Source organism: Pseudomonas sp. S2_F03 (assembly GCF_054668335.1).
On record NZ_CP162759.1, the window covers coordinates 1105513 to 1131908 of the forward strand.

24 protein-coding genes and 8 pseudogenes are annotated in these 26396 nt (G+C 59.2%); 16 read left to right on the forward strand and 16 right to left on the reverse strand.

The features are described 5' to 3' along the window. The first annotated feature begins 67 nt into the window (after nt 1-67). Entirely contained in the window at nt 68-487 is a 420-nt protein-coding gene (locus AB4N76_RS05285) for an organic hydroperoxide resistance protein (RefSeq protein WP_046031808.1), read from the forward strand. Nucleotides 488-520: 33 nt separating this feature from the next. After that, the gene (locus AB4N76_RS05290) at nt 521-1534 is read left to right on the forward strand and encodes an alpha/beta hydrolase (RefSeq protein ID WP_046031807.1); all 1014 of its coding nucleotides are present in this window, start codon (nt 521-523) and stop codon (nt 1532-1534) included. 164 nt (nt 1535-1698) lie between these two features. Here AB4N76_RS05290 and AB4N76_RS05295 read toward each other — a convergent pair whose 3' ends face one another. After that, a complete protein-coding gene (locus AB4N76_RS05295; RefSeq protein WP_046031806.1) occupies nt 1699-2268 on the reverse strand; it encodes an elongation factor P in 570 nt (189 codons plus the stop codon). Nucleotides 2269-2316: 48 nt separating this feature from the next. Next, nucleotides 2317-3458: pseudogene (earP, locus tag AB4N76_RS05300) on the reverse strand (elongation factor P maturation arginine rhamnosyltransferase EarP). 124 nt (nt 3459-3582) lie between these two features. Here earP and AB4N76_RS05305 point away from each other — a divergent pair. Both AB4N76_RS05305 and AB4N76_RS05310 read left to right on the forward strand, forming a co-directional pair. Next, nucleotides 3583-3990, forward strand: coding sequence for a hypothetical protein (locus AB4N76_RS05305; RefSeq protein ID WP_460164238.1), 408 nt, complete (start codon nt 3583-3585; stop codon nt 3988-3990). A gap of 2 nt (nt 3991-3992) precedes the next feature. Further along, nucleotides 3993-4475, forward strand: coding sequence for a GreA/GreB family elongation factor (locus AB4N76_RS05310; RefSeq protein ID WP_077431597.1), 483 nt, complete (start codon nt 3993-3995; stop codon nt 4473-4475). On the opposite strand, the gene cysB is transcribed toward AB4N76_RS05310, so the two are convergent. The 4 genes from cysB to AB4N76_RS05330 all read right to left on the reverse strand — a co-directional run bounded on the left by cysB (nt 4472) and on the right by AB4N76_RS05330 (nt 8046). Next, nucleotides 4472-5446, reverse strand: coding sequence for an HTH-type transcriptional regulator CysB (cysB, locus tag AB4N76_RS05315; RefSeq protein ID WP_046031804.1), 975 nt, complete (start codon nt 5444-5446; stop codon nt 4472-4474). The two genes, AB4N76_RS05310 and cysB, sit on opposite strands and share 4 nt — an antisense overlap. 116 nt (nt 5447-5562) lie before the next feature. After that, on the reverse strand, nt 5563-6066 hold the full coding sequence (locus AB4N76_RS05320; RefSeq protein WP_046031803.1) for a universal stress protein: 504 nt from the start codon (nt 6064-6066) through the stop codon (nt 5563-5565). Between the two features lie 94 nt (nt 6067-6160). After that, nucleotides 6161-7066 carry a 5'-nucleotidase gene (locus tag AB4N76_RS05325; RefSeq protein WP_046031802.1) on the reverse strand — a complete coding sequence of 302 codons (906 nt, stop codon included), beginning with the start codon at nt 7064-7066 and terminating at the stop codon, nt 6161-6163. A 23-nt stretch (nt 7067-7089) separates the two neighbouring features. Continuing rightward, a complete protein-coding gene (locus AB4N76_RS05330) occupies nt 7090-8046 on the reverse strand; it encodes a putative 2-dehydropantoate 2-reductase (RefSeq protein ID WP_046031801.1) in 957 nt (318 codons plus the stop codon). 382 nt (nt 8047-8428) lie between these two features. Here AB4N76_RS05330 and AB4N76_RS05335 point away from each other — a divergent pair, with 382 nt between their 5' ends. Together AB4N76_RS05335 and AB4N76_RS05340 are read left to right on the forward strand one after the other, a co-directional pair. Next, entirely contained in the window at nt 8429-8872 is a 444-nt protein-coding gene (locus AB4N76_RS05335) for a PilZ domain-containing protein (protein ID WP_046031799.1), read from the forward strand. Nucleotides 8873-8990: 118 nt separating this feature from the next. Beyond that, complete coding sequence (locus tag AB4N76_RS05340; protein WP_046031798.1) at nt 8991-10067, forward strand: 3-deoxy-7-phosphoheptulonate synthase; 1077 nt, start codon at nt 8991-8993, stop codon at nt 10065-10067. Nucleotides 10068-10132: 65 nt separating this feature from the next. On the opposite strand, the gene AB4N76_RS05345 is transcribed toward AB4N76_RS05340, so the two are convergent. Then, nucleotides 10133-10414 (reverse strand): GNAT family N-acetyltransferase, encoded by a 282-nt coding sequence (locus AB4N76_RS05345; protein ID WP_046031797.1) that lies wholly within the window; start codon nt 10412-10414, stop codon nt 10133-10135. 640 nt (nt 10415-11054) lie between these two features. Here AB4N76_RS05345 and oprI point away from each other — a divergent pair. Then, nucleotides 11055-11306, forward strand: coding sequence for an outer membrane lipoprotei OprI (gene oprI, locus AB4N76_RS05350; protein WP_003199355.1), 252 nt, complete (start codon nt 11055-11057; stop codon nt 11304-11306). Between the two features lie 124 nt (nt 11307-11430). Here oprI and AB4N76_RS05355 read toward each other — a convergent pair. The 3 genes and pseudogenes from AB4N76_RS05355 to AB4N76_RS05365 all read right to left on the reverse strand — a co-directional run bounded on the left by AB4N76_RS05355 (nt 11431) and on the right by AB4N76_RS05365 (nt 13454). Then, nucleotides 11431-12403 (reverse strand): annotated as a pseudogene (locus AB4N76_RS05355) (L,D-transpeptidase family protein). A 98-nt stretch (nt 12404-12501) separates the two neighbouring features. Further along, nucleotides 12502-12795 (reverse strand): hypothetical protein, encoded by a 294-nt coding sequence (locus AB4N76_RS05360; protein WP_003226812.1) that lies wholly within the window; start codon nt 12793-12795, stop codon nt 12502-12504. A 44-nt stretch (nt 12796-12839) separates the two neighbouring features. Continuing rightward, entirely contained in the window at nt 12840-13454 is a 615-nt protein-coding gene (locus AB4N76_RS05365; protein ID WP_460164239.1) for an arylesterase, read from the reverse strand. Nucleotides 13455-13464: 10 nt separating this feature from the next. On the opposite strand from AB4N76_RS05365, the gene AB4N76_RS05370 reads away from it, so the two are divergent. From AB4N76_RS05370 to greB, 5 genes and pseudogenes are all read left to right on the forward strand, one after another. Then, on the forward strand, nt 13465-13686 hold the full coding sequence (locus tag AB4N76_RS05370) for a hypothetical protein (protein WP_460164240.1): 222 nt from the start codon (nt 13465-13467) through the stop codon (nt 13684-13686). Beyond that, nucleotides 13683-13919: pseudogene (locus tag AB4N76_RS05375) on the forward strand (hypothetical protein); the annotation flags it as partial. The gene AB4N76_RS05370 and the pseudogene AB4N76_RS05375, both read left to right, overlap by 4 nt. Continuing rightward, complete coding sequence (locus tag AB4N76_RS05380) at nt 13920-14150, forward strand: hypothetical protein (RefSeq protein WP_460164241.1); 231 nt, start codon at nt 13920-13922, stop codon at nt 14148-14150. Beyond that, a pseudogene (locus tag AB4N76_RS05385) lies at nt 14150-16664 on the forward strand (ABC transporter permease). The gene AB4N76_RS05380 and the pseudogene AB4N76_RS05385 overlap by 1 nt, the downstream one beginning before the upstream one ends. Before the next feature lie 34 nt (nt 16665-16698). Further along, a complete protein-coding gene (gene greB, locus AB4N76_RS05390) occupies nt 16699-17214 on the forward strand; it encodes a transcription elongation factor GreB (protein ID WP_460164242.1) in 516 nt (171 codons plus the stop codon). Here greB and AB4N76_RS05395 read toward each other — a convergent pair. From AB4N76_RS05395 to AB4N76_RS05405, 3 genes and pseudogenes are all read right to left on the reverse strand, one after another. After that, a pseudogene (locus AB4N76_RS05395) lies at nt 17201-17510 on the reverse strand (class I SAM-dependent methyltransferase). The gene greB and the pseudogene AB4N76_RS05395 sit on opposite strands and share 14 nt — an antisense overlap. A gap of 253 nt (nt 17511-17763) precedes the next feature. Next, on the reverse strand, nt 17764-18198 hold the full coding sequence (locus tag AB4N76_RS05400) for a DoxX family protein (protein WP_046031790.1): 435 nt from the start codon (nt 18196-18198) through the stop codon (nt 17764-17766). A gap of 105 nt (nt 18199-18303) precedes the next feature. Then, nucleotides 18304-19725, reverse strand: a complete 1422-nt coding sequence (locus AB4N76_RS05405) for an MltF family protein (protein WP_460164243.1) — start codon at nt 19723-19725, stop codon at nt 18304-18306. A 235-nt stretch (nt 19726-19960) separates the two neighbouring features. Between AB4N76_RS05405 and AB4N76_RS05410 the strand changes: the two genes are divergently transcribed. From AB4N76_RS05410 to AB4N76_RS05420, 3 genes are all read left to right on the forward strand, one after another. Further along, nucleotides 19961-20770, forward strand: coding sequence for a TatD family hydrolase (locus AB4N76_RS05410; RefSeq protein ID WP_046031788.1), 810 nt, complete (start codon nt 19961-19963; stop codon nt 20768-20770). Between the two features lie 118 nt (nt 20771-20888). Then, nucleotides 20889-22370 carry a methyl-accepting chemotaxis protein gene (locus tag AB4N76_RS05415; protein ID WP_460164244.1) on the forward strand — a complete coding sequence of 494 codons (1482 nt, stop codon included), beginning with the start codon at nt 20889-20891 and terminating at the stop codon, nt 22368-22370. A 243-nt stretch (nt 22371-22613) separates the two neighbouring features. Further along, complete coding sequence (locus AB4N76_RS05420) at nt 22614-22979, forward strand: DUF962 domain-containing protein (protein WP_046031786.1); 366 nt, start codon at nt 22614-22616, stop codon at nt 22977-22979. Here AB4N76_RS05420 and AB4N76_RS05425 read toward each other — a convergent pair. From AB4N76_RS05425 to AB4N76_RS05435, 3 genes and pseudogenes are all read right to left on the reverse strand, one after another. Continuing rightward, a pseudogene (locus AB4N76_RS05425) lies at nt 22980-23776 on the reverse strand (acyl-CoA thioesterase). 247 nt (nt 23777-24023) lie between these two features. Beyond that, nucleotides 24024-24790 (reverse strand): annotated as a pseudogene (locus AB4N76_RS05430) (CHAD domain-containing protein). Between the two features lie 46 nt (nt 24791-24836). Beyond that, nucleotides 24837-25115: a hypothetical protein gene (locus AB4N76_RS05435; protein WP_046031783.1), complete on the reverse strand. Its 279-nt coding sequence runs from the start codon at nt 25113-25115 to the stop codon at nt 24837-24839. A 225-nt stretch (nt 25116-25340) separates the two neighbouring features. Between AB4N76_RS05435 and AB4N76_RS05440 the strand changes: the two are divergent. Further along, nucleotides 25341-26382: pseudogene (locus tag AB4N76_RS05440) on the forward strand (patatin-like phospholipase family protein). Nucleotides 26383-26396 lie beyond the last annotated feature (14 nt).

Genomic DNA, 26396 nt, shown 5'->3' on the forward strand with positions numbered 1-26396 from the left:
CATTTCGCACTTACTTAGCGCGCAAACATTTAGCGCAAAACACCCAAACCAAAATGAGGCTCACACCATGCAAACTCTCTACACCGCAATCGCAACTTCCACCGGTGGCCGTGATGGTCGTGCTGTTTCCAGCGACAACATCCTCGACGTCAAACTTGCCACCCCGAAAGAACTCGGTGGTGCCGGCGGCGCAGCGACTAACCCTGAACAACTGTTCGCAGCCGGCTACTCCGCCTGCTTCATCGGCGCACTGAAGTTCGTCGCCAGCCAGACCAAACGCAGCATCCCGAACGACGCCTCGATCACTGCCCATGTCGGCATCGGCCAAATCCCTGGCGGTTTCGGCCTGGACATCGACCTGCACATCAGCCTGCCAGGCCTGGAACAAGCCGATGCGCAAGCCCTGGTCGACGCCGCCCACCAGGTCTGCCCGTACTCCAACGCCACCCGTGGCAACGTCGATGTGCGCCTGCACGTTACCGTCTAACCGTTGATCCCAAGGCCCGTACAGGAAACGAACATGAACACTTTCAGCAAAGTCTTGACCGGCACCCTTCTCGCCCTGTCCATCGGTAACGCGTTCGCGGGCGAGGGTGTTGAACACAACACCCAGGCATTCCTCGACGCTCTGAATGCCGGCACCGGCAAACCGATGGAACAGCTCACCCCCAAAGACGCGCGCGCCGTACTGGTGGGTGCGCAATCCGGGGTAAAACTGACGCTGCCAAAAGCCGATGTCAGCGAGAAGACCATTCAAGTCGACGGCCAACCGCTGCGCCTGACCATCGTCCGGCCGGCCGGAGTCAAGGGCGAGTTGCCAGTGTTCATGTTCTTCCACGGCGGTGGCTGGGTATTGGGGGACTTCCCGACTCACGAACGACTGGTCCGTGATCTGGTAGTCGGCTCAGGGGCTGCGGCGGTGTTCGTCAATTACACCCCGTCCCCGGAAGCGCACTACCCGGTGGCGATCAATCAGGCTTATGCGGCGACCCAATGGGTGGCCGAGCACGGTAAAGAGATCAACGTCGACGGCAAACGCCTGGCCGTGGCCGGCAACAGTGTCGGTGGCAACATGGCGGCAGTCGTTGCGCTGATGGCCAAAGACAAGGGCTCGCCGGCTATCAAATACCAGGTGTTGTTGTGGCCGGTGACGGATGCGAGCTTCGAGACGGCGTCTTACAACCAGTTTGCCGAGGGGCACTTCCTCACCAAAAACATGATGAAGTGGTTCTGGGACAACTACACCACCGACGCCAAGCAGCGTAATGAGATTTACGCCTCGCCGTTGCGGGCTACCACCGCACAACTGAAGGGCTTGCCACCTGCGCTGGTGCAGACAGCGGGCGCCGACGTTCTGCGCGATGAAGGTGAAGCTTACGCCCGTAAACTCGATGAAGCCGGGGTGCCGGTCACGTCGGTTCGCTACAACGGCATGATCCACGACTACGGTTTGCTTAACGTGGTGAGTCAGGTGCCAGCGGTGCGCTCCGCGATGCTGCAGGCGTCGCAAGAGCTCAAGCAACATTTGAAATGAAGTAAGCATCGCAGCCTCGCTTCGCTCGACAGCTCCTACATGGTTTTTGCATTTCCTTGTAGGAGCTGTCGAGTGAAACGAGGCTGCGAATCTTATGATCTTTACCTTTCAGGCATAAAAAAACCCGGCTCAATGGCCGGGCTTTTTCATTCCTGAAGCAGTGCTTATTTAGCACGACCTTTGTAGGAACCGCCTTCGCGGGTATCGATCTCGATCATGTCGCCGATTTCGATGAAGTCAGCAACCGACAGCTCGGTACCGTTCTTCAGTTTGGCAGGCTTCATCACCTTGCCGGAAGTGTCACCGCGAGCGGAACCTTCGGTGTAGTCAACCTGACGCACGATAGTGGTCGGCAGTTCTACGGAAACCAGACGCTCTTCGAAGAAGATCGCTTCGCAAACATCGGTCATGCCTTCTTCAACGAAAGGCAGAACGGCTTCGATGTCTTCAGCGTTCAGCTCGTACATGGTGTAGTCAGTGGTGTCCATGAACGTGTAGGCGTCGCCGCTGATGAAGGACAGGGTCGCTTCTTTACGGTCGAGGATTACGTCGTCCAGTTTGTCGTCGGCGCTGTAAACGATTTCGGTCTTGTAACCGGTCAGCAGGTTTTTCAGCTTGGTCTTCATGATCGCGCTGTTACGACCCGACTTGGTGAATTCAGCTTTCTGAACCAGCCAAGGATCGTTTTCGAGACGGATCACCATCCCGGGTTTCAGTTCTTTACCAGTTTTCATTACGAATATCCGAATTTGGATGGGATTTACAAAAATCTAGGCCGCGTATCATATCCAATTTACATAAAACTGTACCAGCGCCGCGGCAAGATCGGCCTGCAAGGCTTGTTCCAGACACCACGCCTCGGCGTGTTTTTGCAGCTGGGGCCAGTGTTTGCGGGCCATGCGCCAGTGGGCGGACATATCATGCCCCGCATTCCACGCGCGCCAAAGACCGCTGATCGCCTCGCTGGCAGGGGCGGACAGGCCTTTTGTGTACAACTCGAGGAAGGCGTCAAGCTTGTCCAGGTGGATGTCTTCCTCCTGCTGATAGATGTGCCAGAGCATTGGCCGGCCTGCCCACTGGGCGCGGACGAAGGAATCTTCACCGCGCACGGCGTTGAAATCGCAGCACCAGAGCAAATGATCGTATTGATCCTGTCGGACGAACGGCAGCACCTGAACGGTCAATCCGTCGCGGACATGCCGGGCGCCTGCTGCCAACCCTTCAACACCGAGCCAGCGTTCGACATCGCCGAGAATGCGCCCTTCGGGCACCAGCAAATGGGTCGGCAACAGATCAGCCGCCATCACATCCAGCCAACTCGACAGCCCGGTATTTTCATAGGCAAACAGCGAAATCAGTTGGGCATTCGGGGCCGGATCTATTCCCAGGCCTTGAAGGAATTCTCGTTGCGCCTCGCGACTTTGCTGAAACTGTCGACGACGCTCAAGCAATCCTCTTCACGCAACAAACCACCGGTGCCCTTTTGGAATCCCGGGAAGAAGAAGTACTTCTGCACCGTTTTGTATTTCACCGACGGCAAACCGTGGCAACCGCTCACCCAATCCTCGGCGCTCAGATAGTCAAGATTCATCCACAGCGGCGGCTTTTCCCGTGCGGCCATGGCGTCCATGTAGGCACTTGGCAACTGGCAGGCGAACGCGGCGATGACCACATCCGCCGCCTCTGTGGCCAACCACGCTGCTGGCCATTGGCGCACGTCGACACCGGCCTGCGATTGCTGCGCGGCATGGATATCGATCTGGGGGCACAGGCGTTCGAAGGCGCGCAGGTCATCGACCCACAAACGCACGTCGACCGGGTACTCGGCCACCAGTTGTCGTGCCAGGCGCCAGGTCACGCCGATGTCGCCAAAGTTGTCGACCACGGTGCAAAAAATATCCCAGCGGGTTTTCAGTTCAGGCATTGCGGATTCCCGTTGGCAAAGGCACCAATTGTCCGCATAAATTACCTCGCGCAGAAGAGCCGACGGCGATTAATCTTCGTGCGACAATCGCCACTATCCCGCGACCATCCGCCAGGAGGCAGCCATGCCCTTTCGTCCCACTCCGCGCCGCACGTTGCAGATCCAGCCTAATGCCTTGCAACTGATCGGCAGCATTGCCCTCGGATTGTGGCTGGGATTTCTCACCATCGCGCTGACTTGCTGGCTCGTCTCTCGCCTGTTTTTCAGCGAGCAACTGGCGCCAGTGGCCGCCGCCGTGGAGCAATTGGCCAAACCGCCCGTGGTGCAACCGGTACCGGACATTCCGCCGCAGAGCCCGCTGTTCGAACAATATGAAGAGAACCTGCGCAAGAACGAGCAGCAGGTACGCATGGATCAGGCCCGCAGCAGCAGCCGCAATCTGTCCAATCCAAAATGCCAGTTCTGGCTGCAACAGGACCATACCGCGCCGAGCGAAAAAAGCCGCGCCAATATCCTGCAGTTTTGCGATTGACCATGAACAAACAGACTGTCCACCAATTGATTCTCGACAAGCTGCGGGTTGATCTCGACATCGCCGAACGTGCCGCGCAAACCGCGTACGAAACCGCGACCCACGAAGAGAACATCGCCGAAAACAAGTACGACACCCTGGGCCTGGAAGCCTCCTATCTGGCGGCCGGACAGGCCAGACGGGTGGAAGAAATCAGGCAGTCACTGACGCTGTGCCAGAACCTGACATTGCGCCCCTATGACGATCAGCGCGGCATCGAGGTCGGCGCATTGCTTGGCCTGGAAGACGAAAAAGGCCGCGAGCAATGGCTGTTTCTGGCCCCCGATGCCGCTGGTCTGAAGGTCGATCTGGTGGGGCAATGGATTACCGTCATCACCCCCCGTTCGCCGCTGGGCAAAAGCCTGCTGGGCAAATTCGAAGGGGATGACGTGGAGATTCTGGTGGCGGGTGCCCGGCAACAGTTTTCTGTTACCGAGGTGGTCTAGTGAACCGGTAGTTCGACGCCGTCGAACAGCTCTTCCAGTTCTTGCTTGTTGTGGCACGCAATGGCTTTAGCCATGACTTCGCGAGTCAGGTGCGGGGCAAATTTCTCGATGAAGTCGCACATGAAGCCACGCAGGAAAGTGCCGCGACGGAAGCCGATCTTGGTGATGCTGGATTCGAACAGCTCACTGGCATCGAGCACCACCAGATCGCTGTCGAGTTTGGCATCGACCGCCATTTTCGCCACGATACCCACGCCCAGGCCCAGGCGCACATACGTCTTGATGACGTCAGCGTCGGCGGCGGTGAATACCACTTTGGGTGTCAGGCCGCGATGGCTGAACGCTTCGTCGAGTTTCGAGCGGCCGGTAAAACCGAACACGTAAGTCACGATCGGGTATTCGGCGAGCGCTTCGAGGGTCAGCTTCGACAGCTTGGTCAACGGGTGGCCTTGGGGCACTACGACGCAGCGGTTCCAGCGATAGCACGGCATCATCACCAGGTCGCCGAACAACTCCAGTGCTTCGGTGGCGATGGCGAAATCCACAGTGCCGTCAGCGGCCATTTCAGCGATCTGCATCGGCGAACCCTGGTGCATGTGCAGGGCAACGTCCGGATACTGCTTGATGAAACTGCTGATCACCGGCGGCAACGCATAACGCGCCTGGGTATGCGTGGTGGCGATCGACAGGGTGCCCTTCTTCTCGTTGGAGAATTCCTGGGCGATCTGCTTGATGCTTTCAACCTTGCGCAAAATCTCGCCAGCGGTCGTGATGATGCGTTCGCCGGCCGGGGTGACACGGGTCAGGTGCTTGCCGCTGCGAGCGAAAACCTCAACCCCCAATTCGTCTTCCAGCAGACGGATCTGCTTGCTGATACCCGGTTGCGAGGTGTAAAGGCTTTGGGCGGTAGCGGAAACGTTGAGGTCGTGGTGCGCCACTTCCCAGATGTAGCGCAATTGTTGAAGCTTCATATGAATCCCTCAAAGCAGGTAGACGCCACGGGCATCAGCGACGGTATATAACTATATTAATGGCGTGAAGAATAAATCTAGAACTTTTTTGTCAAATTGCCACTATTATTCGTGTTCTAGCGATCACCTTGCCGGCGACGCTCCACCAGCGGCACCAGATAGACCGGCACTCTCGCCAGCTGCAACACGCGCGCTGCGGTCCTGCCCAAAGGCGTTTCCGCGCCGGCCCCATGGCTATGACTTCCTACGATCAGTAAATCCACCGAGAGTTTCTGCGCCTGGTCGAGAATCACTTGCGACGGATCCCCCTGAAGCACCCGCACGGCTTGAATCCGCGCCAGGTCCTGCTCCCCTTCGTCCCCCAACTCTTCGCGAAAACTGTCGAGCACCCGCTGCTCGATATTGGCAATCACCGTGCTCAGGCCCTGACTGTGAAACTCGTTCAACGCCTGCTCATCGAGATAACTCTGAAGCACCGACTCGGCAAACAGGCCCATAGGTTCAACCGCATGCACCACATACAAATCGGCATTGAATGTCCGCGCCAGCGCCAAGGCGTGCTGCATTACAAACGGTGCGTACAGGCCGAGGTCAGTGGCATACAGCATCGACCGAATCATATGACCTCCTCGCGAGCCAACATGGTGGAGATTGATTCAGCTTAGCAGTGCCTTGGCGAGTGCGATGCTCCGCGTAACGCGTTGAACGATGGGCTTAAATCTTTTGCTCGTTGCTTATGCCATGCGGGACATGACCGGTGGCGACGACTTCGCGGGCCAATTCGCAGTGACCGGCCTGATCGTCGAAAAACACGTCGGCGGCAAAGGCTTCGAGAAAGGCCGATTTGGTCAGGCCACCCAGAAACAGCGATTCGTCCAGCCGGATGTCCCATTCACGCAACGTGCGAATGACTCGCTCATGGGCCGGCGCCGAACGCGCGGTGACCAACGCCGTGCGAATCGGGCAGTCGTCGTCGGGAAACTCGCGCTGCAACAGATTGAGAGCCGCCAGGAAGCCTTTGAACGGCCCTCCGCGCAACGGCTCACGGGCGGCTTCGCGCTCGCTGGCCTGAAACGCTTCCAGGCCACCAGACTGGTAGACACGCTCCGACTCGTCGGAAAACAGCACCGCATCACCGTCGAAGGCGATCCGCAATTCATCGCTGGCCGCGCGGCTGGCACCGCCCGACAAAATGGTTGCTGCCGCGAAACCGGCGTCCAGCGCACTGCGCACGTCTTCGGCATGCGTCGACAGAAACAGGTCGCAGCCAAAGGCTTTGAGATACGGATAAGGACTGCGCCCGCCGACAAACGCCGCGCGGGAAATCGCCAGCCCATAATGGTGAATCGAGTTAAACACCCGCAAACCGGTGTCGGCGCTGTTGCGCGACACCAGGATCACCTCGACCCGTGCGCGGCCGAGATGGGTATTGAGGTTCAGGAGTTTTTGCACCAGAGGGAAGGCATCACCGGGCTCGAGGATTTCGTCTTCGTGTTCAATCTGATATTGCCGGTAAGCCTCGACGCCACTCGACAGGTACACCTTGTGGCTCTCGCTCAGGTCGAACAGTGCTCGCGAAGAAATCGCCAGCACCAGTTTGTCGTCTATGCCCTTTACCATGCCCTTCCCCCGGATTGATCGACTCAGGTGTTACGTCGATCGATAAAACTCAAACTGCGATACAACGCCTCGATAAGCGGTAACTCGCACCCCGCCGCCTTGGCCGCCGCCAGGGGCCGTGCGTAAATCGCGGCCAGTTCCAGCGGTCGTTTGTGCAGAAAATCGTGGTACATGCTCGGCCAGTAATCCGGCATTTTCTCGGTCACCATGAACAAATGGTCGGCGTAACCGGCCGGCACGTCGTGTCCACAGGCGGTTGCCCCCAGAACCACTTCGGCCATCAAGGCCTTGATCAGTTCCCGGCTGTCGGCATCGGCCATCAAAGGCGTGGTGCTGGCTCCCAGCAACACCGACAGGCCGTTGTAAGGGATATTCCAGACCAGTTTTTGCCAGCGCGCCTGGTGCAGGTTAGCCATGGCCTGGGAATCGATGCCGGCCGTACGGAACAGGCCAACACCCTCCTCGACAATTGCGGTGCGCGTTAACTCATCGGCCGCGAGGCCGCTGTGGTAACCGACATGCACCGCGCCAAGGGCTTGATGGGTAATGACACCCGGGCCCTCGCGATGTACGCAGATATAACAGAGCCCACCGAGCACATGCAGCGAATCGGGAAGCCTCTCACGCAGACTGTCTTCAACGTCCAGGCCATTTTGCAACACCAATACCTTGGCGTTGGGTGCTGCGGCTTGAAGGATCGCCGGTGCCAGGTCCGCGTTGCTGGTGGTTTTTGCGCCCACCAGCAACCAGTCGCAGGGCGGCATGTCTTCGGCCGACGAATAGGCCTGCACCGGGTTCAATGTCAGCGCGCCATGAACCGCGCTGTCGAGCTGCAGCCCGCGCTCGGCCACCGCTGAAAACTCACTGCGCAGCAAGAAGTGCACATCGAAACCGGCACGCGCCAGCATCATCCCGTAGAACCCGCCGATTGCACCGGTTCCGATTACACCGATTGTCGGCTTGGTGACTGCCCCCATCATGGCAACTCCTCTGCTGTTTTTCATCAGCGCCCGCCCGACCGCCTCATTGAGTTCGGTACCGGTCAGGCGCGATTTTAGTGCCCCGAAAAACTCGCCGTCGCGCACGACAAACAGCGCTGGCAAATGAAAAACCTGATAACGCTCGACCACCCCGCCATTGTTCCCGGCATCGATCCAGCACAGTCGATCAACGTTCAGATCGAGCCCTGGCAGTTGCTCACGGGCAAATCGGCAACTGGCGCAACCGACGCTGGTGAAAATCACCAGGGATACGCCGCTCATCGCCAGCAGCCGTTGGTCGGCATCGAAAATCGGTCAGCTCCAATTCGACCACTATACTGGGGAAACAATGTCAGATGGCCGACACAGGGAGTCCGTGTTCATGGGACGTTTTATTCCTCATCCTGACGATGTGCCCGTCGAATTAACGTTACTGACGCATGAGTGCATCTCGCGACAGCGCTTGCACACTATCAGCCTCGGGGGCATGGCTTGCAATTATCACCGGGCCTGGCGCCACGGCACGGCGCTGGAAGTGCGCATGCCCACCTTGAACCCCGACATGCGTTATCTGGGCTATGTGGCTTGGTGCCTGCGACGCAAACGCGGCTATCTGGTGGGTATTGCCTTCGTCGATGAACAGATGCTGTTCAGCGCCCGGATGGGCGAGCAGGTGTGCCAGATCGAACGCTATTGCCGCCTGCATGACGCGCATGACGACTTGCAGGGTATTCAGGCGCTGGCCCTCGAATGGGTCCAGCAGCACGCCGACGAGTTCTCTCACGACACCGTACGCAAGGCATTTGCGCAGCCAATGCTGGATTAAACCCATTGTCGAGCAGGCGGATAACGCGCTAAGGTTCGGCTCCCCGACGCGCTTAATTTGCTGTGCTCCGCCGCGCGGGTTCGCTGGCGGCCGGCACCCGTGACCTGACGAGTAAACGATGGCTGATTTACCGATCAACGACCTAAACGTCGCCTCCAACGAGACTCTGATCACTCCTGATCAGCTCAAGCGCGATATCCCCCTGAGCGACGCTGCCCTGCGCACCGTCACCAAGGGCCGCGAAGTCATTCGCAACATTCTGGATGGCACCGACCACCGCCTGTTCGTCGTCATCGGGCCTTGCTCGATCCACGACATCAAGGCCGCCCACGAATACGCCGAGCGCCTGAAAGTGCTCGCCGCCGAAGTGTCCGATACCCTGTATCTGGTCATGCGCGTGTATTTCGAGAAGCCACGCACCACCGTCGGCTGGAAAGGCTTGATCAACGACCCCTACCTGGACGACTCGTTCAAGATCCAGGACGGCTTGCACATCGGTCGCCAGTTGTTGCTGGACCTGGCCGAAAAAGGCCTGCCGACCGCCACCGAAGCCCTCGACCCGATCTCCCCGCAATACTTGCAGGACCTGATCAGCTGGTCGGCCATCGGCGCACGCACCACCGAATCCCAGACCCACCGCGAAATGGCTTCCGGCCTGTCTTCGGCGGTCGGCTTCAAGAACGGCACCGACGGTGGCCTGACAGTGGCGATCAACGCCCTGCAATCGGTATCCAGCCCGCACCGCTTCCTGGGTATCAACCAGGAGGGTGGCGTGTCGATCGTCACCACCAAGGGCAACGCTTACGGCCATGTGGTCTTGCGCGGCGGCAACGGCAAGCCGAACTATGACTCGGTCAGCGTCGCGCTCTGCGAGCAAGCGCTGAACAAGGCGAAGATCAAGCCAAACATCATGGTTGATTGCAGCCACGCCAACTCCAACAAGGACCCGGCCCTGCAACCACTGGTGATGGAGAACGTCGCCAACCAGATTCTGGAAGGCAACAAGTCGATCATCGGCTTGATGGTCGAGAGTCACCTGAACTGGGGCTGCCAGGCCATCCCGAAAGACCTCGCCGACCTGCAATACGGCGTATCGATCACCGACGCCTGCATCGACTGGTCCGCCACCGAAAACACCTTGCGCAGCATGCATGCCAAGCTCAAGGACGTGCTGCCAAAACGTGACCGCAACTGATCAACGTTTAGCGCACACAAAAACGCCAGGCTTAAACCTGGCGTTTTTTTATGCGTTCGTTTTGATCACAGCTTGGCAGCGTGCCGTTGGTGACGCTCCATGTAGCGCTCAACGTAGGAGCACGATGGAATGACGGTGTAACCCATTTCGTCTGCGTACTCCAACGCCTTCTCGGTCAAGGCTGCTGCAATGCCGCGTCCCCGCAATGCGTTGGGCACGAATGTGCGATAGATATCCAGGGTCTGTTTCCCCAGATCCATATAGGTCAGGTAGGCACGATGACCGTCCACACTGGTCTCGAACTGATGACCAGCCTGGTCATGGTGGATGGACAACGCCTCGCTCATCACTACTCCTCGCGGGTCTTGAATTCTGACCCCTACCTTACCGATGTTTTTCCGGCGAAGGAACATCTACGCCACCCCGTGCCAATGGACACCGAGAAGAACTGCACCGATCTCGCGCAACCGAGCACGTATCAAATAGTAGGCACCATTGGCAAAAATGCTCAAGGTACGCTCGTCATCATGCTCAACTGGCGGGTGCTGCTTCAGGGAACGCAGGGACGGCTCGACCGGCGGTCTTTGCGGGTCGAAAGCCTGAACATTGCCGGATGTTGAGACTTAAGACGAACCCGCGATTTTAAAGTCACCTCTACATGGATAAAGATTATGAGGGCCGCTGCGCAAAATTCGAACGAAAGTATGGACGAGTTCATCTAGCCAGACTTTAGCCAAGACTGAAAAAAAACGCCGTGAGTGCCGGGAACTTTTCCTCGACGATTCGCTCAGGCTCGGGCCTCGTAGCTGGATATTTTTTAAACAATGCAGTTAAAAGTTGCTCGAAAAAGAATCAACGCCTACAATTTTTTTTGCTTCTTGCTTTACGTCAGTTTACTTACGAGTAGTAATGGGTAGTATGTACGCCGGCTATTTCCTCACTCTGAGGAGACAGCTACTTAATTGAAAGTCCTTGAAGGGGAACACGATGAACAACGTTCTGAAATTCTCTGCTCTGGCTCTGGCCGCAGTTCTGGCTACCGGTTGCAGCAGCGCATCGAAAGAAACAGAAGCACGTCTGACCGCTACTGAAGACGCAGCAGCTCGCTCCCAAGCTCGTGCAGACGAAGCTTACCGTAAAGCTGATGAAGCTCTGGCTGCTGCTCAAAAAGCACAACAGACTGCTGACGAAGCTAACGAGCGTGCTCTGCGCATGCTGGACAAAGCTAGCCGCAAGTAATAATCCCTCGGGATTGTTATCAAGCCGACCCATTTTATGGGTCGGCTTTTTTGTTGCCGGGTGTTTTCTTCCGGCAATAAAAAACCCGCCGACGCAACCTGCGTCGGCGGGTTTCTTTCAAGCCTTACTGCAATGGATCGAGCGGTGCACTCGACATCATTGGCGCAGCCCCGTTCGGCACAGCGATTTCCACCGGCAGGCCATCTTCAGCGGCGACCACGTCGCGCACCACATCCCAATTCATACGTAGGTTGTTAGTGATGTCTTCACGCTTGAGCATCGCGTTGATAACCGCAGTGTGCTTGTCGACCACCGAAGGGTTGCCCTTGTCATCCAGTGGCGTGTGCGCTTCCAGATAAACCTTGCCGGCACTCACACCGAACTTGTACGGGTCGTTGATGATCCGCACCGACGTACCGACTGGCACCATGCCAGCCATTTCCAGCACGTTGTTGTTGAACATGCGGAAGCAGCCATGACTGGTACGCATGCCGATGCCAAACTTCTTGTTAGAGCCGTGGATCAGGTAGCCCGGTGTACCCAGAGTGAACTTGAACGGCCCCAGAGGGTTGTCTGGGCCTGCCGGCACCACATTAGGCAGCGGATCGCCGTCGGCGGCGTGCTCGGCCTTGATCGACGCTGGAGGCGTCCAGGTCGGGTTCGGCGTCTTCGCGGTGATGCTGGTGTGGGCAATCGGCGAACCCCAGCCCTCACGACCGATACCCAACGGGAACGTGTACACCACGTTCTTGCCTTTCGGGTAGTAGTAGAGGCGGTACTCGGCCAGGTTGATCACGATGCCTTCACGCGGTCCCGGTGGCAGGATGAAACGTGTTGGCAGAATGATTTCGGTGCCGGCGCCAGGCAACCATGCATCAACTCCCGGGTTGGCCGCGACCATTTCCGTGTAACCCAGGTCGTAGGCGGTACCAAGGTCGGCGAAGGTATCTTCGTATTTGGCCTTGATCACTTGCACCTGACCGATGATGTCTTCACCGGGCGGTGGCAGGGGGAAACTCCAATGCTGCAACTGGACCGGCCGCAAACAACGCAGCAAGAGTCAGGCAGCGGGTAACGGCAGGAAAACGCGGCAACATCCGGAAAGTCCTTCGCAGGTCGACTAGGGTAAAAGCGCGATTGTGCACCGCCGCCCGTAAATTCGGGAGTTGGTCGATAGCAAGCTATCCTTGACGCCTTAGAGCTCGAATCGCAGCTCTGGCCAGATGGGCGAAGTGCCGCGCTTTTGCGATTCCAGAATGGCTCGGCACAGCGAGCACAGTCGCTGATCCTGAAACACACGACGGTCGACGCTCGACCAGCGTGGCTGTGCCGGCAACAGGCTGCCGCACAAGGTTCGGTCCGCCGAGCCGCCCAGTTCCAGCTGACGCGTCACCAGATGCACCCGCACTTCCTGGCAGGCGAACAGATCCAGCTGTTCGTCAGGCTCGATCAGTTGGTAGGCAAAAAGTGACCAGGCGGGACGCGGCATCGGGGGCTCCAAATCGGGGCGCCACCTTAGCCGAAAGCCTGCTTCTAGAAAAGTCTCATAACAGCGGTTTTAGCGTAGGCCAGACATTTTCCAGCAACTTGTCCTGGAGCCCCGGCCGCCGGGTGTATGCCGTCGGCCTGCATCAGGTCTGGATGACCGCCCACACCGTCGAGAAAAACGGCACCAGCGGATTTTCTTCGTTGGCCAGGTTGCTGTAGACCTTGGCAAAGGCCTCCGGTGTATCGAACGCCGTAATTGGGTGGCAATTGCATGCCCAACAGCAACACCTTGGCACCGCTGTCCTGAGAGCTGTCGATCATCGCCGCAAGGTTTTGTTGCAATTGCGTCGGAAGCAATCCACGCAGACCGTCATTGCCGCCCAACTCAAGGATGACCAACTCAGGCTTATGCTCTGCAAGCAGCGCGGGCAGGCGTGCCTGGCCTCCGGCACTGGTGTCGCCGCTGATGGACGCATTGATCACTTTGTCGTCGAAACCTTCGCGCTTGAGCCGTTGTTCAAGCAGTGAGACCCACCCCAACCGGGTATCCAGCCCGAAACCGGCGCTGATACTATCGCCAACGATCAGGACAGTACCCGCCGCTGCGTTCTGGGCCATGCACATCAAGGCCAGGCCAGCACTCAAAAACCACACACGCATCGGATTCTCCATGGGCGCAAGCATTCTCACCGCGAAGAACCTCAGCAAAGTGGTCCCCAGCGCGGAAGGTGAACTGACTATCCTGCACGAACTCAGCCTGGAACTGAACAAGGGCGACAGCCTGGCCATCGTCGGCGCCCTCCGGTTCCGGCAAATCCACCCTCCTCGGCCTGCTGGCCGGTCCTCGACCTGCCCAGCAGCGGCGAAGTCACGCTGGCCGGGCAAGGGCTGAGCACACTCGACGAGGATCAACGTGCACGCATCCGGGCCGAGCATGATCGGTTTTGTTTTCCAGTCCTTTCAGTTGCTCGACAGCCTCAACGCGCTGGAAAACGTCATGTTGCCGCTGGAACTCGATGGCCGAAAAGACGCCCGCGAGCGCGCCACCGAATTGCTGCAACGGGTCGGCCTGGGCCAGCGCCTCACGCACTCGCCGCGCCAGCTCTCGGGGGTGAACAGCAACGTGTGGCGATTGCCCGGGCGTTTGCCGCCGAACCCGACGTGCTGTTTGCCGATGAACCCACCGGCAACCTCGACAGCCACACCGGCGAGCGCATCAGCGATCTGTTGTTCGAACTCAATCAGGAACGCGGCACGACGCTGGTGCTGGTGACGCACGACGAACGCCTGGCACATCGCTGCCGGCGTCTGATCCGCCTTGAAGCCGGCCTGCTGGTCGCCCCTCTGGAGCCTTGATGGCACGCCTGCCGCTGTTGCGCCTGTTCAGCCTTGCCATCCGCCAACTGCTGCGCGACGCCCGCGCCGGTGAATTGCGGGTGTTGTTCTTCGCCTTGCTGGTGGCCGTGGCGGCGAGCACCGCCATCGGTTACTTCGGCGCCCGCCTGAACGGCGCCATGATGTTGCGTGCCACCGAGTTTCTCGGTGCCGACCTGCTGCTCGAAGGCAGTTCACCGGCGCGTCCCGAACAGATCAACAGTGGCCTGGAATTGGGGCTCGAACACGCTCAAGTGGTGGAGTTCTCCAGCGTCATCGCCACCGACAATGGCATTCAACTGTCCAGCATCAAGGCGGCCGACGCGGTCTACCCACTGCGCGGCGAACTGAAAAGCGCCCCGACACCCTTTGCCCCGGAAGAACCCGGTGGCGGACCGAAACCCGGTGAAGCCTGGGTCGAAGCACGCTTGCTGACAGCACTGGACCTGAAGATCGGCGACAGCATCGACGTCGGCCTGAAAACCCTGAAGCTGGCACGGGTGCTGACCTACGAACCCGACCGGGCGGGCAACTTCTACAGCCTGACACCATGCGCGTGCTGATCAACCTCGACGACCTCCAACCGCCACCGGTGTGGTGCAACCGGGTAGCCGGGTCAGCTACCGCGAACTCTGGCGCGGCAAAGCCGAGGCGCTGGAAACCTATCGTCAATTGATCAAGCCAGGATTGGCCGCCAACCAGCGGCTGCAGGATGCCCGCGACGGCAACCGACAGATTGGCGGCGCATTGGGCAAGGCCGAGCGCTACCTCAACATGGCGAGCCTGGTGGCCGTTCTTTTGTCCGGCGTGGCAGTCGCACTGTCGGCAACACGCTTCGCTACCCGCCGATTCGATGCCAGTGCCTTGCTGCGCTGCCTGGGCCTCTCGCGCCGGGAAACCATGGTGCTGTTCAGTTTGCAGTTGACGATACGTGGGACTGCTCGCCAGCCTCAGTGGCGCTCTCCTGGGCTGGCTGGCACAGCTTGGGCTGTTTGCACTGCTGCATGACTTGTTACCGACCGATGTGCCACCGGGAGGTCTGCTGCCGGCCATCGCCGGGATCGGTACAGGGCTGGTGGCGCTGGCCGGTTTCGCCTTGCCGCCGCTCGCCGCACTCGGTCGCGTGCCACCGCTGCGGGTGCTGCGTCGGGACATGCTGCCGATCCCCTCCAGCACCTGGATGGTTTATGGCGCTGCGTTGGGTGCCCTAGGCCTGATCATGTGGCGCCTGAGCCTCGACCTGGTGCTGACCTTCGCTCTGCTCGGCGGTGGCGTGATCGCCGCCCTGGTGCTCGGCGGCTTGCTCCTGCTGCTGCTGAAAAGCCTACGGCGGCTGCTGGCCCGTGCTTCGCTACCCTGGCGCCTGGGGCTCGGCCAACTGCTGCGTCATCCATTGGCGGCCGCGGGACAAGCCTTGGCTTTCGGCCTGATTCTACTGTCCATGGCGCTGATCGCGTTGCTGCGGGGCGAACTGCTGGATACCTGGCAAAATCAACTGCCGAAAAATGCGCCGAACTATTTTGCGCTGAACATTCTGCCGGCGGACAAACAGGCCTTTACTGATCGCCTGATCGAACTGTCGGCGCAGTCCGCGCCGCTCTATCCCGTGGTGCCAGGGAGACTGATCAGCATCAATGACGTGCCCGTGCAAGACATCGTCAGCAAGGATTCGGCAGGTGATCGAGCGATTCAGCGCGACCTGAGCCTGACCTGGGCGGCCGACTTGCCGGCAGGTAACAAACTGACGGCGGGCAACTGGTGGAGCGAACAGGCACCCGAAGCACGTACCTGGCGTTTCTGTTGAAACTGGCAAAGTCGCCGAAAGCCTAAAGCTCAAGCTCGGCGATCACATGGTGTTTACCGTGGGCGGGGTCAACCGTGAAGCGAAAGTCACCAGCCTGCGAGACATCAACTGGGACAACTTCCAGCCAAACTTTTTCATGATCTTCCAGCCCGGCACTCTGAAGGATTTGCCGGCGACTTACCTGACCAGTTTCTATCTGGCGGCCGGGCATGATCAGCAGATTGTCGACCTGTCGCGCAGCTTCCCGGCGGTCACCATTCTGCAAGTCGAAGCCTGCTGCAGCAGCTACGCGGCATCCTCGCCCAAGTCACGCTGGCGGTGGAATATGTGTTGCTGTTTGTACTGGCAGCGGGGATGGCGGTGTTGTTTTCCGGCTTGCAGGCAACACTCGATGAACGCATTCGCCAAGGCGCCCTGTTACGAGCACTGGGGGCCGAACGGCAATTGCTGGTGGAAAGCCCGACGGATCGAGTTCGGATTACTCGGCGCAGTCAGCGGGCTATTGGCAGCACTGGGGTCGGAACTGGTGAGCCTGGTGCTCTACCGCTATGCCTTCGACCTGCCGTGGCATCCGCATCCGTGGTTGTTGGTGCTGCCATTGATCGGCGCAGTGCTGATTGGCGGCGCCGGTGTGTTCGGTACGCGTCGAGGCCTTGAACGCCAGCCCACTGACAGTGTTGCGCGAGGGTTGATAGACTCAAGGCTTCTCCATCACAAGAAGTTGTCATGAGCCGCTATCGCCCTCCCCGCACCGCTGGCACCGCGCTGATCACCCCCGAAGGGGAAGCGCGGATGCGGGCCGAGTTTCACGAACTTTGGCATGTACGGCGACCGCAAGTAACGCAGTCTGTGAGCGAGGCCGCGGCTCAGGGTGATCGCTCCGAGAACGCGGAATACACCTACGGCAAAAAAATGCTGCGTGAAATAGACAGCCGTGTGCGCTTCCTCACCAAACGGCTGGAAGCGCTCAAAGTGGTTAGCGAGAAACCCAGCGACCCGAACAAAGTCTATTTTGGCGCCTGGGTCACCATCGAAGACGAGGACGGCAAAGAGTCGCGCTACCGCATCGTCGGCCCGGACGAGCTAGACCTGAAACTGGGGCTGATCAGCATCGACTCACCGCTCGCTCGCGCGCTGATCGGCAAGGCGCTGGACGCCGAAGTTCGCGTCCAGACACCTACCGGTGAGCAATGCGTGTATATCGTGGCGATTGAGTACCTGTTGAACCTTAGCGTCGGGTAATCAAACCTCGCCGGGCAACGCGGGTCAGTTGCCTGATCACTTCAGGGGCATCTTCAAGACTCGGCGATTGAATCACTGCCAGATCAAAGCTGTCGTTGGCAAAATCGAGCCAGCGATTCACCGTCTTCGACAAACTGGATCAGAAATGCCGCAGGGCCGCCGGTACGGCGTGGCCAGCCATCGAGATAACGCAGAAGTGTCGGCTGATGTTGACCGCCAAGCAGGATTTTTGGATTGCGCTGGGTGAGATGTGCCGTGATCGGCGCGGGACGTACAACAGGGCTAAGTGCGTTCATCGAGTCGTGTCTCTGCCTCAAAAGTCTGCGATGGCAGGTGAGAGGCAACACCGAACTCAAGCGCTTTAGCGGTATTTCGAAGCCTGTTTCAAGCTTCTATCGGCAACTGAATGAGTCACCTGGCGCCCCGCAAGTAGCTGTTTAAATCGGCGCATGAGCAGCATCCCTAGAGAAGCTGACACAGCAGTGTCAAGAATCACGCAGCAACAAAAAAGGCCCGCGCAGTGCGAGCCTTTTAGTTGAGCCAGAGCGGTCAGTCGGTGATGGCACCGTCCAGCGACAGCTTGCCGGCACCTTCGATCAATACCGCGATACTGCCTCCGAGCAGGGCCAGGGCGAATTCATAGCCGTTGTTGGCCATGAACAAGCCGTTATGGATATGCACGGAGAAAATCGCAACCAGCGAGAGGATGCTCAGCCCCAGTGCCGCAGGACGTGTCAGCAGACCGATAATCAGGGCCAGACCGCCAAAGAACTCCGTCCCCCCGGCCAGAATCGCCATCAGATGACCCGGTGCAAGGCCCACGCTTTCCATGTATTGCGCGGTGCCGGCGATGCCGTAGCCACCAAACATGCCGAAGAGCTTCTGTGCGCCATGAGCCGCAAAAATGATCCCGACAACGATCCGTATGGCGGTCAGGCCGAAACCGGCGCGGGTAAACAGTACCTTGTTGATCAGTGAGCTCATGCTGTGTCATCCATTGTCAGTGTGTGTTCGTTGGGCGCCATATTAATCGATAAAAACGAATGCTAAAAGCGCAATAATTGCACCATAACAATCAGCTGTAGTCGATCATTTACGAGAAACAACTTTTTGCCCCTGCGGCTCCAGCGATTCCCTCTCACGATCGAATGCCAAGTAGTACTTGTTGACGCTATTAACGTAGCTGACGGGTCCCATTCCCACCTGCTCCATGGCAATGCGCTCGACCTGGAAAAACCATTGATTAGGGTTAAGTCCACGCCGCCGGGCTTCGGCGCGCATTCCCTGAACCCGCTCCGGGCCAATGTTGTAGGCCGCCAGTACAAACGCCATGCGCTCACGTTCGTTGAGTTTGGGGCTGGCGAAGAACTTGCGACGGATCATGGCCAGGTACTTGGCACCGGCCTGGACATTGGCGTCGAGCTCCTGAATGTTGTTGACCCCGACCCGCTGCGCGGCGGACGGGGTGATTTGCATCAGGCCGGTGGGACCGCCACTGCCGCGGGCATTGGGCTGCAAGGCTGACTCCTTGAACGCCAGCGCCGCCAGGTTCAACCAGTCCATGCCTTGGGCATCGGCGTGTTTCTGCAGCACCGGCCGCAGTTTTTCCAGGCGTTGGCGATCGGCCTTGGCCAGTGGATAGTGCACTTGGTACAGACGCCGATAGATCCGCAGAAACGCCACGTCCTGGTCTGAAGGCTTCTTGTACGTCGTCAAAAACCGATCGATGCTCGCCCGCAGCATCGCCGCATCGCGGCGCACAAACCAGAACTCTTCGCCCGGGTCGCTGATCAGCACCTGTTTGTCGAAGCGCAATTTGGGCAGGATCTTGCCCCAGCGCTCGGCAATCGGTTGCTCGACGATGGTCAGGTGAAAGATCCCGCCTTGAACCATCTCCAGCACATCTTCGACGGCAAGACTGGGATCGACCCACTCGATCGTAATCGGTGCCAGCTTGTGCAGTGCGAGTTTGGAATTGATCTGGCTCACCGCATCCCCGGCCGCACTGCCCGTGGGCAACGCCAGGGTTTTGCCGGAGAGTTGTTCGACCTTGGTGTAGCGACGCTCGCCTTTAATCCCCACCAGCACCAACGGGATATTGCTGGCGATCGGCTCACTGCTGCTGACTGCGTGGCCCGGCTGTAAATCGAGCAACTCCCCCGGAGCGACCAGATCCCCTCTCCGCGCGTGCAGGGCACCGAGCAATTGATCCTTGGCTTTGGGGATGATCTTGAGGGTGACTTCCTGACCGTCACGGGCATGGCCGTTGAGGTATTGCTCGAAGGCGCGCAAGCGGTGGTATTCGACACCGATGGCCTGGCCCTGGACTTCGCCGGAGCTGTTGCGGCTCTGGTTGACCAGCACCCGCAATATGCGGCTGCTGCGTATTTCTGCCAGGTCGCGCACCTGCGCCGCCGGCACGGCTTGCAGCGGCCCGGCCAGACGCGCAACCGCCGGCATCGGCAGCAGCAACGAACAGCACAGCAATAGCAATATCGAGGGACGTATCATCCACTCTCCGGAAAGAATACTGGGCCGACTCCTCAAGTTTCATGGAATCGAACGACAGAAACAGAGCGCCATGAGCGCTGGCAAAGTGCGAAAGACTGGCACAGTGATGGCACCTTGACCACCCTGACCTGTCTCGCGGCATCAAGAGACAGCTTCAACTCGTTGTAGTTCTTGGCTTTTCTTATAAATCTACAGCTCTGATATGCTTTCCGGCCTTTGGTCCGGAGGTAGCACCATGCAACTCATCGATATCGGCGTCAACCTGACCAACCCCAGTTTTGCCGACAAACACCAGGCCGTACTCGACCGCGCGTATGCCGCGGGGGTCTGCCAATTGGTACTGACCGGCACCAATGTCGAGGGCAGTGAACAAGCCCTGGAGCTGTGCCAACAACTGGACGAAACAGCTCAACGGCTGTTCGCCACTGCTGGCATTCACCCCCATGCGGCGACTGACTGGAATGCTGACAGCGCGCAGCGTCTACGCAGTTTGCTCAAGGAGCCGAACGTGGTGGCCGTGGGTGAATGCGGGCTGGATTTCAATCGTGATTTCTCGCCCCGCCCACAGCAGGAAAAAGTCCTGGAAGAACACCTGGCGATGGCAGTCGAGTTGCAGTTGCCGGTGTTCCTGCATGAGCGCGACGCCAGTCAGCGACTGCTGGAAATCCTGCGTGATTACCGTGACCAATTGCCGGCCGCCGTGGTGCATTGCTTCACCGGCGAAAAGAAAGCCTTGTTCAGCTACCTCGATCTGGATTTGCACATCGGCATCACCGGCTGGATCTGCGATGAACGCCGCGGCACGCACCTGCATCCGTTGGTGAAGGAGATCAAGCGCGGACGCTTGATGCTGGAGAGCGATGCTCCGTATCTGCTGCCACGCAGCCTGCGGCCCAAGCCAAAAAATGGACGTAATGAACCGGCGTATTTGACTGAAGTTTTACGGGAAGTGGCGTTGCATCGCGGGGAAAGCGAAGAAGATCTCGCCGCCCACAGCACCGCCTGTGCACGAGCATTCTTCGGTCTGCCCACCATCGCCCAGTAACCACCACTCCTACAGGGGACGGTGAGGGTTGTTGATCCATATCAAATGCAGAACCCCTCGATAGCGACACAATGCTGGCACCTTGCCAATGCTGTTTCCGCTATCAGAGAAGACCTCCATGGGTGCCTGGCTTAGCAACATCTCGCTGAAATACAAATTTTGGGCGGTCAACGCGGTTGCCTTCTTCACGACCCTGTTGCTGGTGCTGTACGCCGTGCAGCTCGAACAACAGGCGCGCAGTCATGCCGCTCAGGCGAGCGCTCAGGCGCAAGTGCGATTGCTCAGCGCCTGGCCATCCGAGCAACCGCTGCCCAAGGCCGACAACCTGTTGACCTTCGGGCGCGGGCAGGCGCCGCTGCTGAACGGTCAGCCGCTGCTGGAACTGACGGATAGCCATGGCTGGGTCGAGATCAACTCAATGCCGCTGTTCGGTGATAACCCGTTGATGGGCGCCGAAGTGTTCGCTCGTCCCGATGGCCAACAAGTGGCGCTGCTCGCTTTTGGCCCGAGCCTGAACCAGGTATTCAGCGAGCGATTCACCCACTACGCAGTCGCCGTTTTTATCCTGATGCTGGCAATGCTGGGGGCGTCGCAACTGCTCATCCGCTTCCTGCTGAGTCAGCTCAACACCCTGAAAGATGTGATGCTTCACGTCGAGAAAACCGGCGACCTGTCAGCCCGTGTGCCACTGGCTAGCAAGGACGAAGTCGGGCAGATGGCGCATGCCTTCAACGCGATGCAGGCCGGTTACCAACGGGTGGTAACCACCGTCGCCAGCACGGCTCGGCAATTGGATATCGGCGCCGCACGCCTGGCCTCAAGCATGAACGACGTGCGCCACGGCATGCTCGGCCAGCAAAGCGAAACCGATCAGGCCGCCACGGCGATCAACGAAATGACCGCGACGGTCCACCACATCGCCCAGCATGCCGGCGCGACCCGCGACCTCTCGCAAACCGCCGACACCCTGGCCGGCAGCGGGCAGGAAGTGGTCATCAGGGTACAGAAGTCGATTGCCGGGCTGTCCAGCGGCGTGCAGCAGACGGCCGAGATGATTCAACGTCTGGCCGAGGACAGCCAGAAAATCAACGGTGTGGTCAGCGTGATTCACAGCATCGCCGAGCAAACAAACCTGCTGGCCCTGAATGCGGCCATCGAGGCGGCACGGGCCGGTGAAATGGGCCGGGGCTTTGCCGTTGTCGCCGATGAGGTGCGCAACCTGGCCAAAAGCGTCCAGACCTCCACCGACGAGATCACCTTGATGGTGTCCGCCTTGCAGGCCGGGACCCGGGACGCGGTGGACTTCATGCAGGAAAGCTCCTTCAAGGCCGACGACTGCGTGCAGCAGGCTCAAGAGGCCGGCGCCGCGCTGGCGGAGATCACCGGCGCCGTGGCGCAGATGCGTGAAAGCAACACGCAGATTGCGGTGGCAGCCGAACAGCAGAGCCATGTGGCGGAAGAGATGAACCGGGCGGTGGTGAGTATTCGGGATGTGACGGAGAACACCGTGCAGCAGACCATAACCTCAGCCACCACCAGTCATGAACTGGCGGCGTTGGCCGGGGAATTGAGTAAGGCGATCGGACAGCTCAAATTGTAAGGGCCCCATCGCGGGCACGCCCGCTCTCACATGTGATTTCAGTGACCACTCGTTAGGTGACAACACACATACACAGTGGGAGCGGGCCCTGGTCCGGGCGGCGATCCGACGATAGCGTCAGCCGGGGCACATCAAACCTGGCCATGCCCACCTATTAACCCTATAGCCAACCTCGATTCGCCGACCGTCCTCCCCCCGCCTATTCTTCAATCATATGGTCAACACGGATTGAGGAATTCCAACATGGGCAAACGTCACCCCAACCTACCCGCCTGGCAATGGCGAGCGTACCCCAACAATCATCAGCACCCGACCAACCTGGTGCTGCACCTGATTGCCGTGCCGCTGTTCATTGTGGCGTTTCTATTGATTGTTTCCGGCGTGTTCAACCTGAGCCTGGCAAACATCGCCATCGGTGTGGTCGGCCTGTTCGCGGCCCTGGCCCTGCAACGTCACGGTCACCGTCTGGAGGCGCAAGCCTCCGAGCCGTTCAGTGATCGCAAAGACGCGGTGTCACGCTTGCTGGTCGAGCAGTTCCTGACGTTCCCACGGTTTTTTCTGAGCGGTGGCTGGTGGCGCGCCTGGCGTGAGCGCCACCGTCGGCACTGATCAGGCGAAAATCGTGACCGTCTGCCGGCTCATGGCGATCAACTGACCGTCCGCGCTCCAGAGTTTTGCAGCCGCATGGCCGTAGCCGTCTGCGCCGTGCTCGGTTTCCACCCGGTATTTACACCAGTCCAGCGTGCTCAATGGCAGCAATGGCTGGACGAATTCGATGGTCCAGGTCAGCGTGCTGCCCATTGCCGGCTTTTTCAAATGAGGCAACAAGGACGGCGGCCAGGCATCCACCAGCGCGAGAATATGTGACTCAGTGACAGCCTCCTCCTTCACGTCCCCACGCAAACGCACCCAGCCGCCCATTTCGCGAGAGTCGTTGCCGGTGAACGGCATGCCACCTACCGCCCAGCGCATCGCCAGATGCTGCATGAACTCTGGAATCACGCCGGGAATGAAGGGCAACTCCTGGCATTCGTCCCAGTGCTTCATGTCGGGTGCCGGTTTTGCCGCGATCGCCACTTCGGAAGGCCGCGAGGCACCAAAGCTGCCCTGAATCAACGTCACCACTTCCCCCTTCTGCATCGCCCGGCCGAGCACCTGGCTGACAGCCTTACCTTCGCGCAATACATCGACTTCAAAGCTGACAGGCACTTCAGGCTCAACAGGGCCGACAAAGGTGATCGCCAGCGAACGCACCGGCCGGTCTGCCGGGACTTTGCGCGCATGGCTTCGTATTGCAACGCCGCCACCAGGCCACCGAAACTGGCACGCCCCTGCGCCCATCCGGCCGGAATAGACAGCTCCAGCGGTTGCCGGCGGACGGCGTCGAGCAGATCGCAAAAGCGCATGAAAACCTCAGAGACGGAAAAAAGTAGAGAGGATCTTAACCAGCCAGCGACGTGGATACAGCACTTATTCCGGCCAAAAGCACTGACAGAAGGGCCGTGACTGGTGCGAACACGGATTGCACACCCAACACAAAACAAATGTGGGAGCGGGCTTGCCCGCGATAGCGGTCTGACAGTCACTATTAAGGTGTCTGTGCTGCCGCCATCGCGGGCAAGCCCGCTCCCACATTTTTGATCGGTTGTGCTTTCAGGATTTGAAACAGCGGGCGCTTAGTTTGTCGAGAACGCGATCGGCGCGGCTTTCGGCCTCGGCCAAGGTGGTTTTCCAGACGGCGACACACGGCTGCAAATCAGCTTCCTCTTGCGCCCTGGCCAGCCATTGCCAGCTGTCGTGCCAATCACCCAAGGCACTCTGCGCCGACTTCAATCGGGACAACGCGGACTTCGGCAAACGGTCGAGCTCGGGATAGGCTTCGATGCCATAGCGCACACGCTTGATCAACAGGCGCAAACGGTGTCGGTCATGGGCCGGATCGTGCAACGCCACGTCCAGTTTCTTCCACTGTTTGCCCAAGCGTTTTTCGATGCGCTTGCGCAAACCCTTGAGCAAACCCTGACGCTGGGACGCGCGTAAAAACGCGGAAAGGCGTCGAAAATCATCAGCAACTGCGCCAGCTCGGGGCTGACCGCCACCGCCGGATAAGCCTCGACCATTTGCGCCAACCGCCAATGTGCGGCTTCGGATTGACCGTGTTCAAGCAAATAGGCCGCCAGTACTTCACGATCGCGCAACGGCGTGGTCAGTTCGCCGACCCGCGCCGCCGCTGCCTCTACCTGCTCGACGCCGGGCAGCCCACGCAAGGGTCGCAACAGGCTGCGCAAATGGCGAACCGTGGTGCGCAGGTCGTGTAACGCTTCAGGGTCAGTGCGAGCACTCAAGCGTGCCTGACAGGCCAACAAGCGGACTTCAAGGCCCAGGACATGAGCCACCAACCGATCAACCAAATCAGACATCGCTTGCTCCCTGAGTCGAACTTCCCCTCTTGCCTACGTCATGCCTTCAACGGCCGGCACGAGACTCACGAATATAGAACCGTGCTTTCTGGGCCTTGCTGGCACAGCCTTCGTAAGCTTCGAATTGTTGCTGGGTCTTGGCACCGGTCAGCAACGACAGAGCCTTGGAGTAGCTGACGGTCCCGGCGAAACCTTCGGCCTTGGCCAAGTCTAGCTCATGCCACGCCGCATCGATCTGGCTTCCACAGCTTTCGCGGTAAGCCGTTTTACCGGCACAACCGGCGAGCGCCAATGCAATCAAAGGTACGCAAATCCAGGCTTTCATCAATACCACCTCAAGATAGGTCAACAGTCGTGCAGGTATGACGGTCCGGCACGTGAAAAGTGCCTTGGCCACACAAGGCAAACAAAACTATAGCGTGCGAAGAATAGCCATGTGCCGCCACGGAGTGTCGAAAAAACGACGCGCCCGGCCCATCGAGCGACCTTGGCGATTGAAGCCCGCCCTTCAATGGGTGCATTGTTGAACCTTGTCAGACGAGGGCGATTCATGAAAAAGCGTATCGCACTGGTACTGGGCTCAGGTGGAGCCCGAGGCTATGCCCATATCGGTGTCATTGAAGAGATCGAACGGCGTGGCTACGACATCGCCTGCATCGCCGGTTGTTCCATGGGCGCGGTGGTCGGCGGGATTTATGCCGCTGGCAAACTTGACGAGTATCGCAACTGGATCGAAAGCCTGGATTACCTCGATGTGTTGCGCCTGGTGGACGTCAGCTTTCGGCTTGGCGCGATTCGCGGTGAGAAGGTCTTCGGGCAGATCCGCAAGATCGTCGGCGAGATCAATATCGAAGACCTGCGCATTCCTTACACGGCCGTGGCCACGGACCTGACCAACCAGCAGGAAATCTGGTTCCAGGAAGGCTGCCTGCACCAGGCCATGCGCGCCTCGGCGGCGATCCCCAGCCTCTTCACCCCGGTGATGCAGGGCAACCGGATGCTGGTCGATGGCGGCATTCTCAACCCTTTACCGATCGTGCCGGTGGTGTCGAGTCATTGCGACCTGATCATCGCGGTCAATCTCAACTCCACCAACCAGCGCCATTATCAACTGCCGGTCATTCAGCGCCCGGCGGCGTTCAAGACCCGCTTCGACAGCTTGATCAATTCGCTGGGTTCCAAATTGCCCTTCCGCCGCAAACAGGCCGAACAATTGCTGCTGCTGGAGAAGGAAGCTCTGATGGCAGAAGCGGCCGAGATCAACCCCTTGGGTCGAATCTGCCGAGCCCGCAGCGCAGCAACCGGCCGCGGCCCCTGAACGCGACGGTGCGCCGAAATCGGCCACCGGCTCATTCATCATCGACAACGTCGGCCCCGCCTCGCTGCTTGACCTGATCAACCAGAGTTTCGAGGTGATGCAAACGTCGCTGGCGCAGTACAAGATCGCCGGTTACCCGCCGGATATTCTGATCAACGTGCCGAAGCGGGTCTGCCGGTTTTTCGAGTTCTACAAGGCGCCGGAGCTGATCGCGCTGGGACGGGAGATTGCGCGGGATACGCTGGACCGCTATGAGAATGAGCGCGAGCCCTGAGATTCTGAGGATTG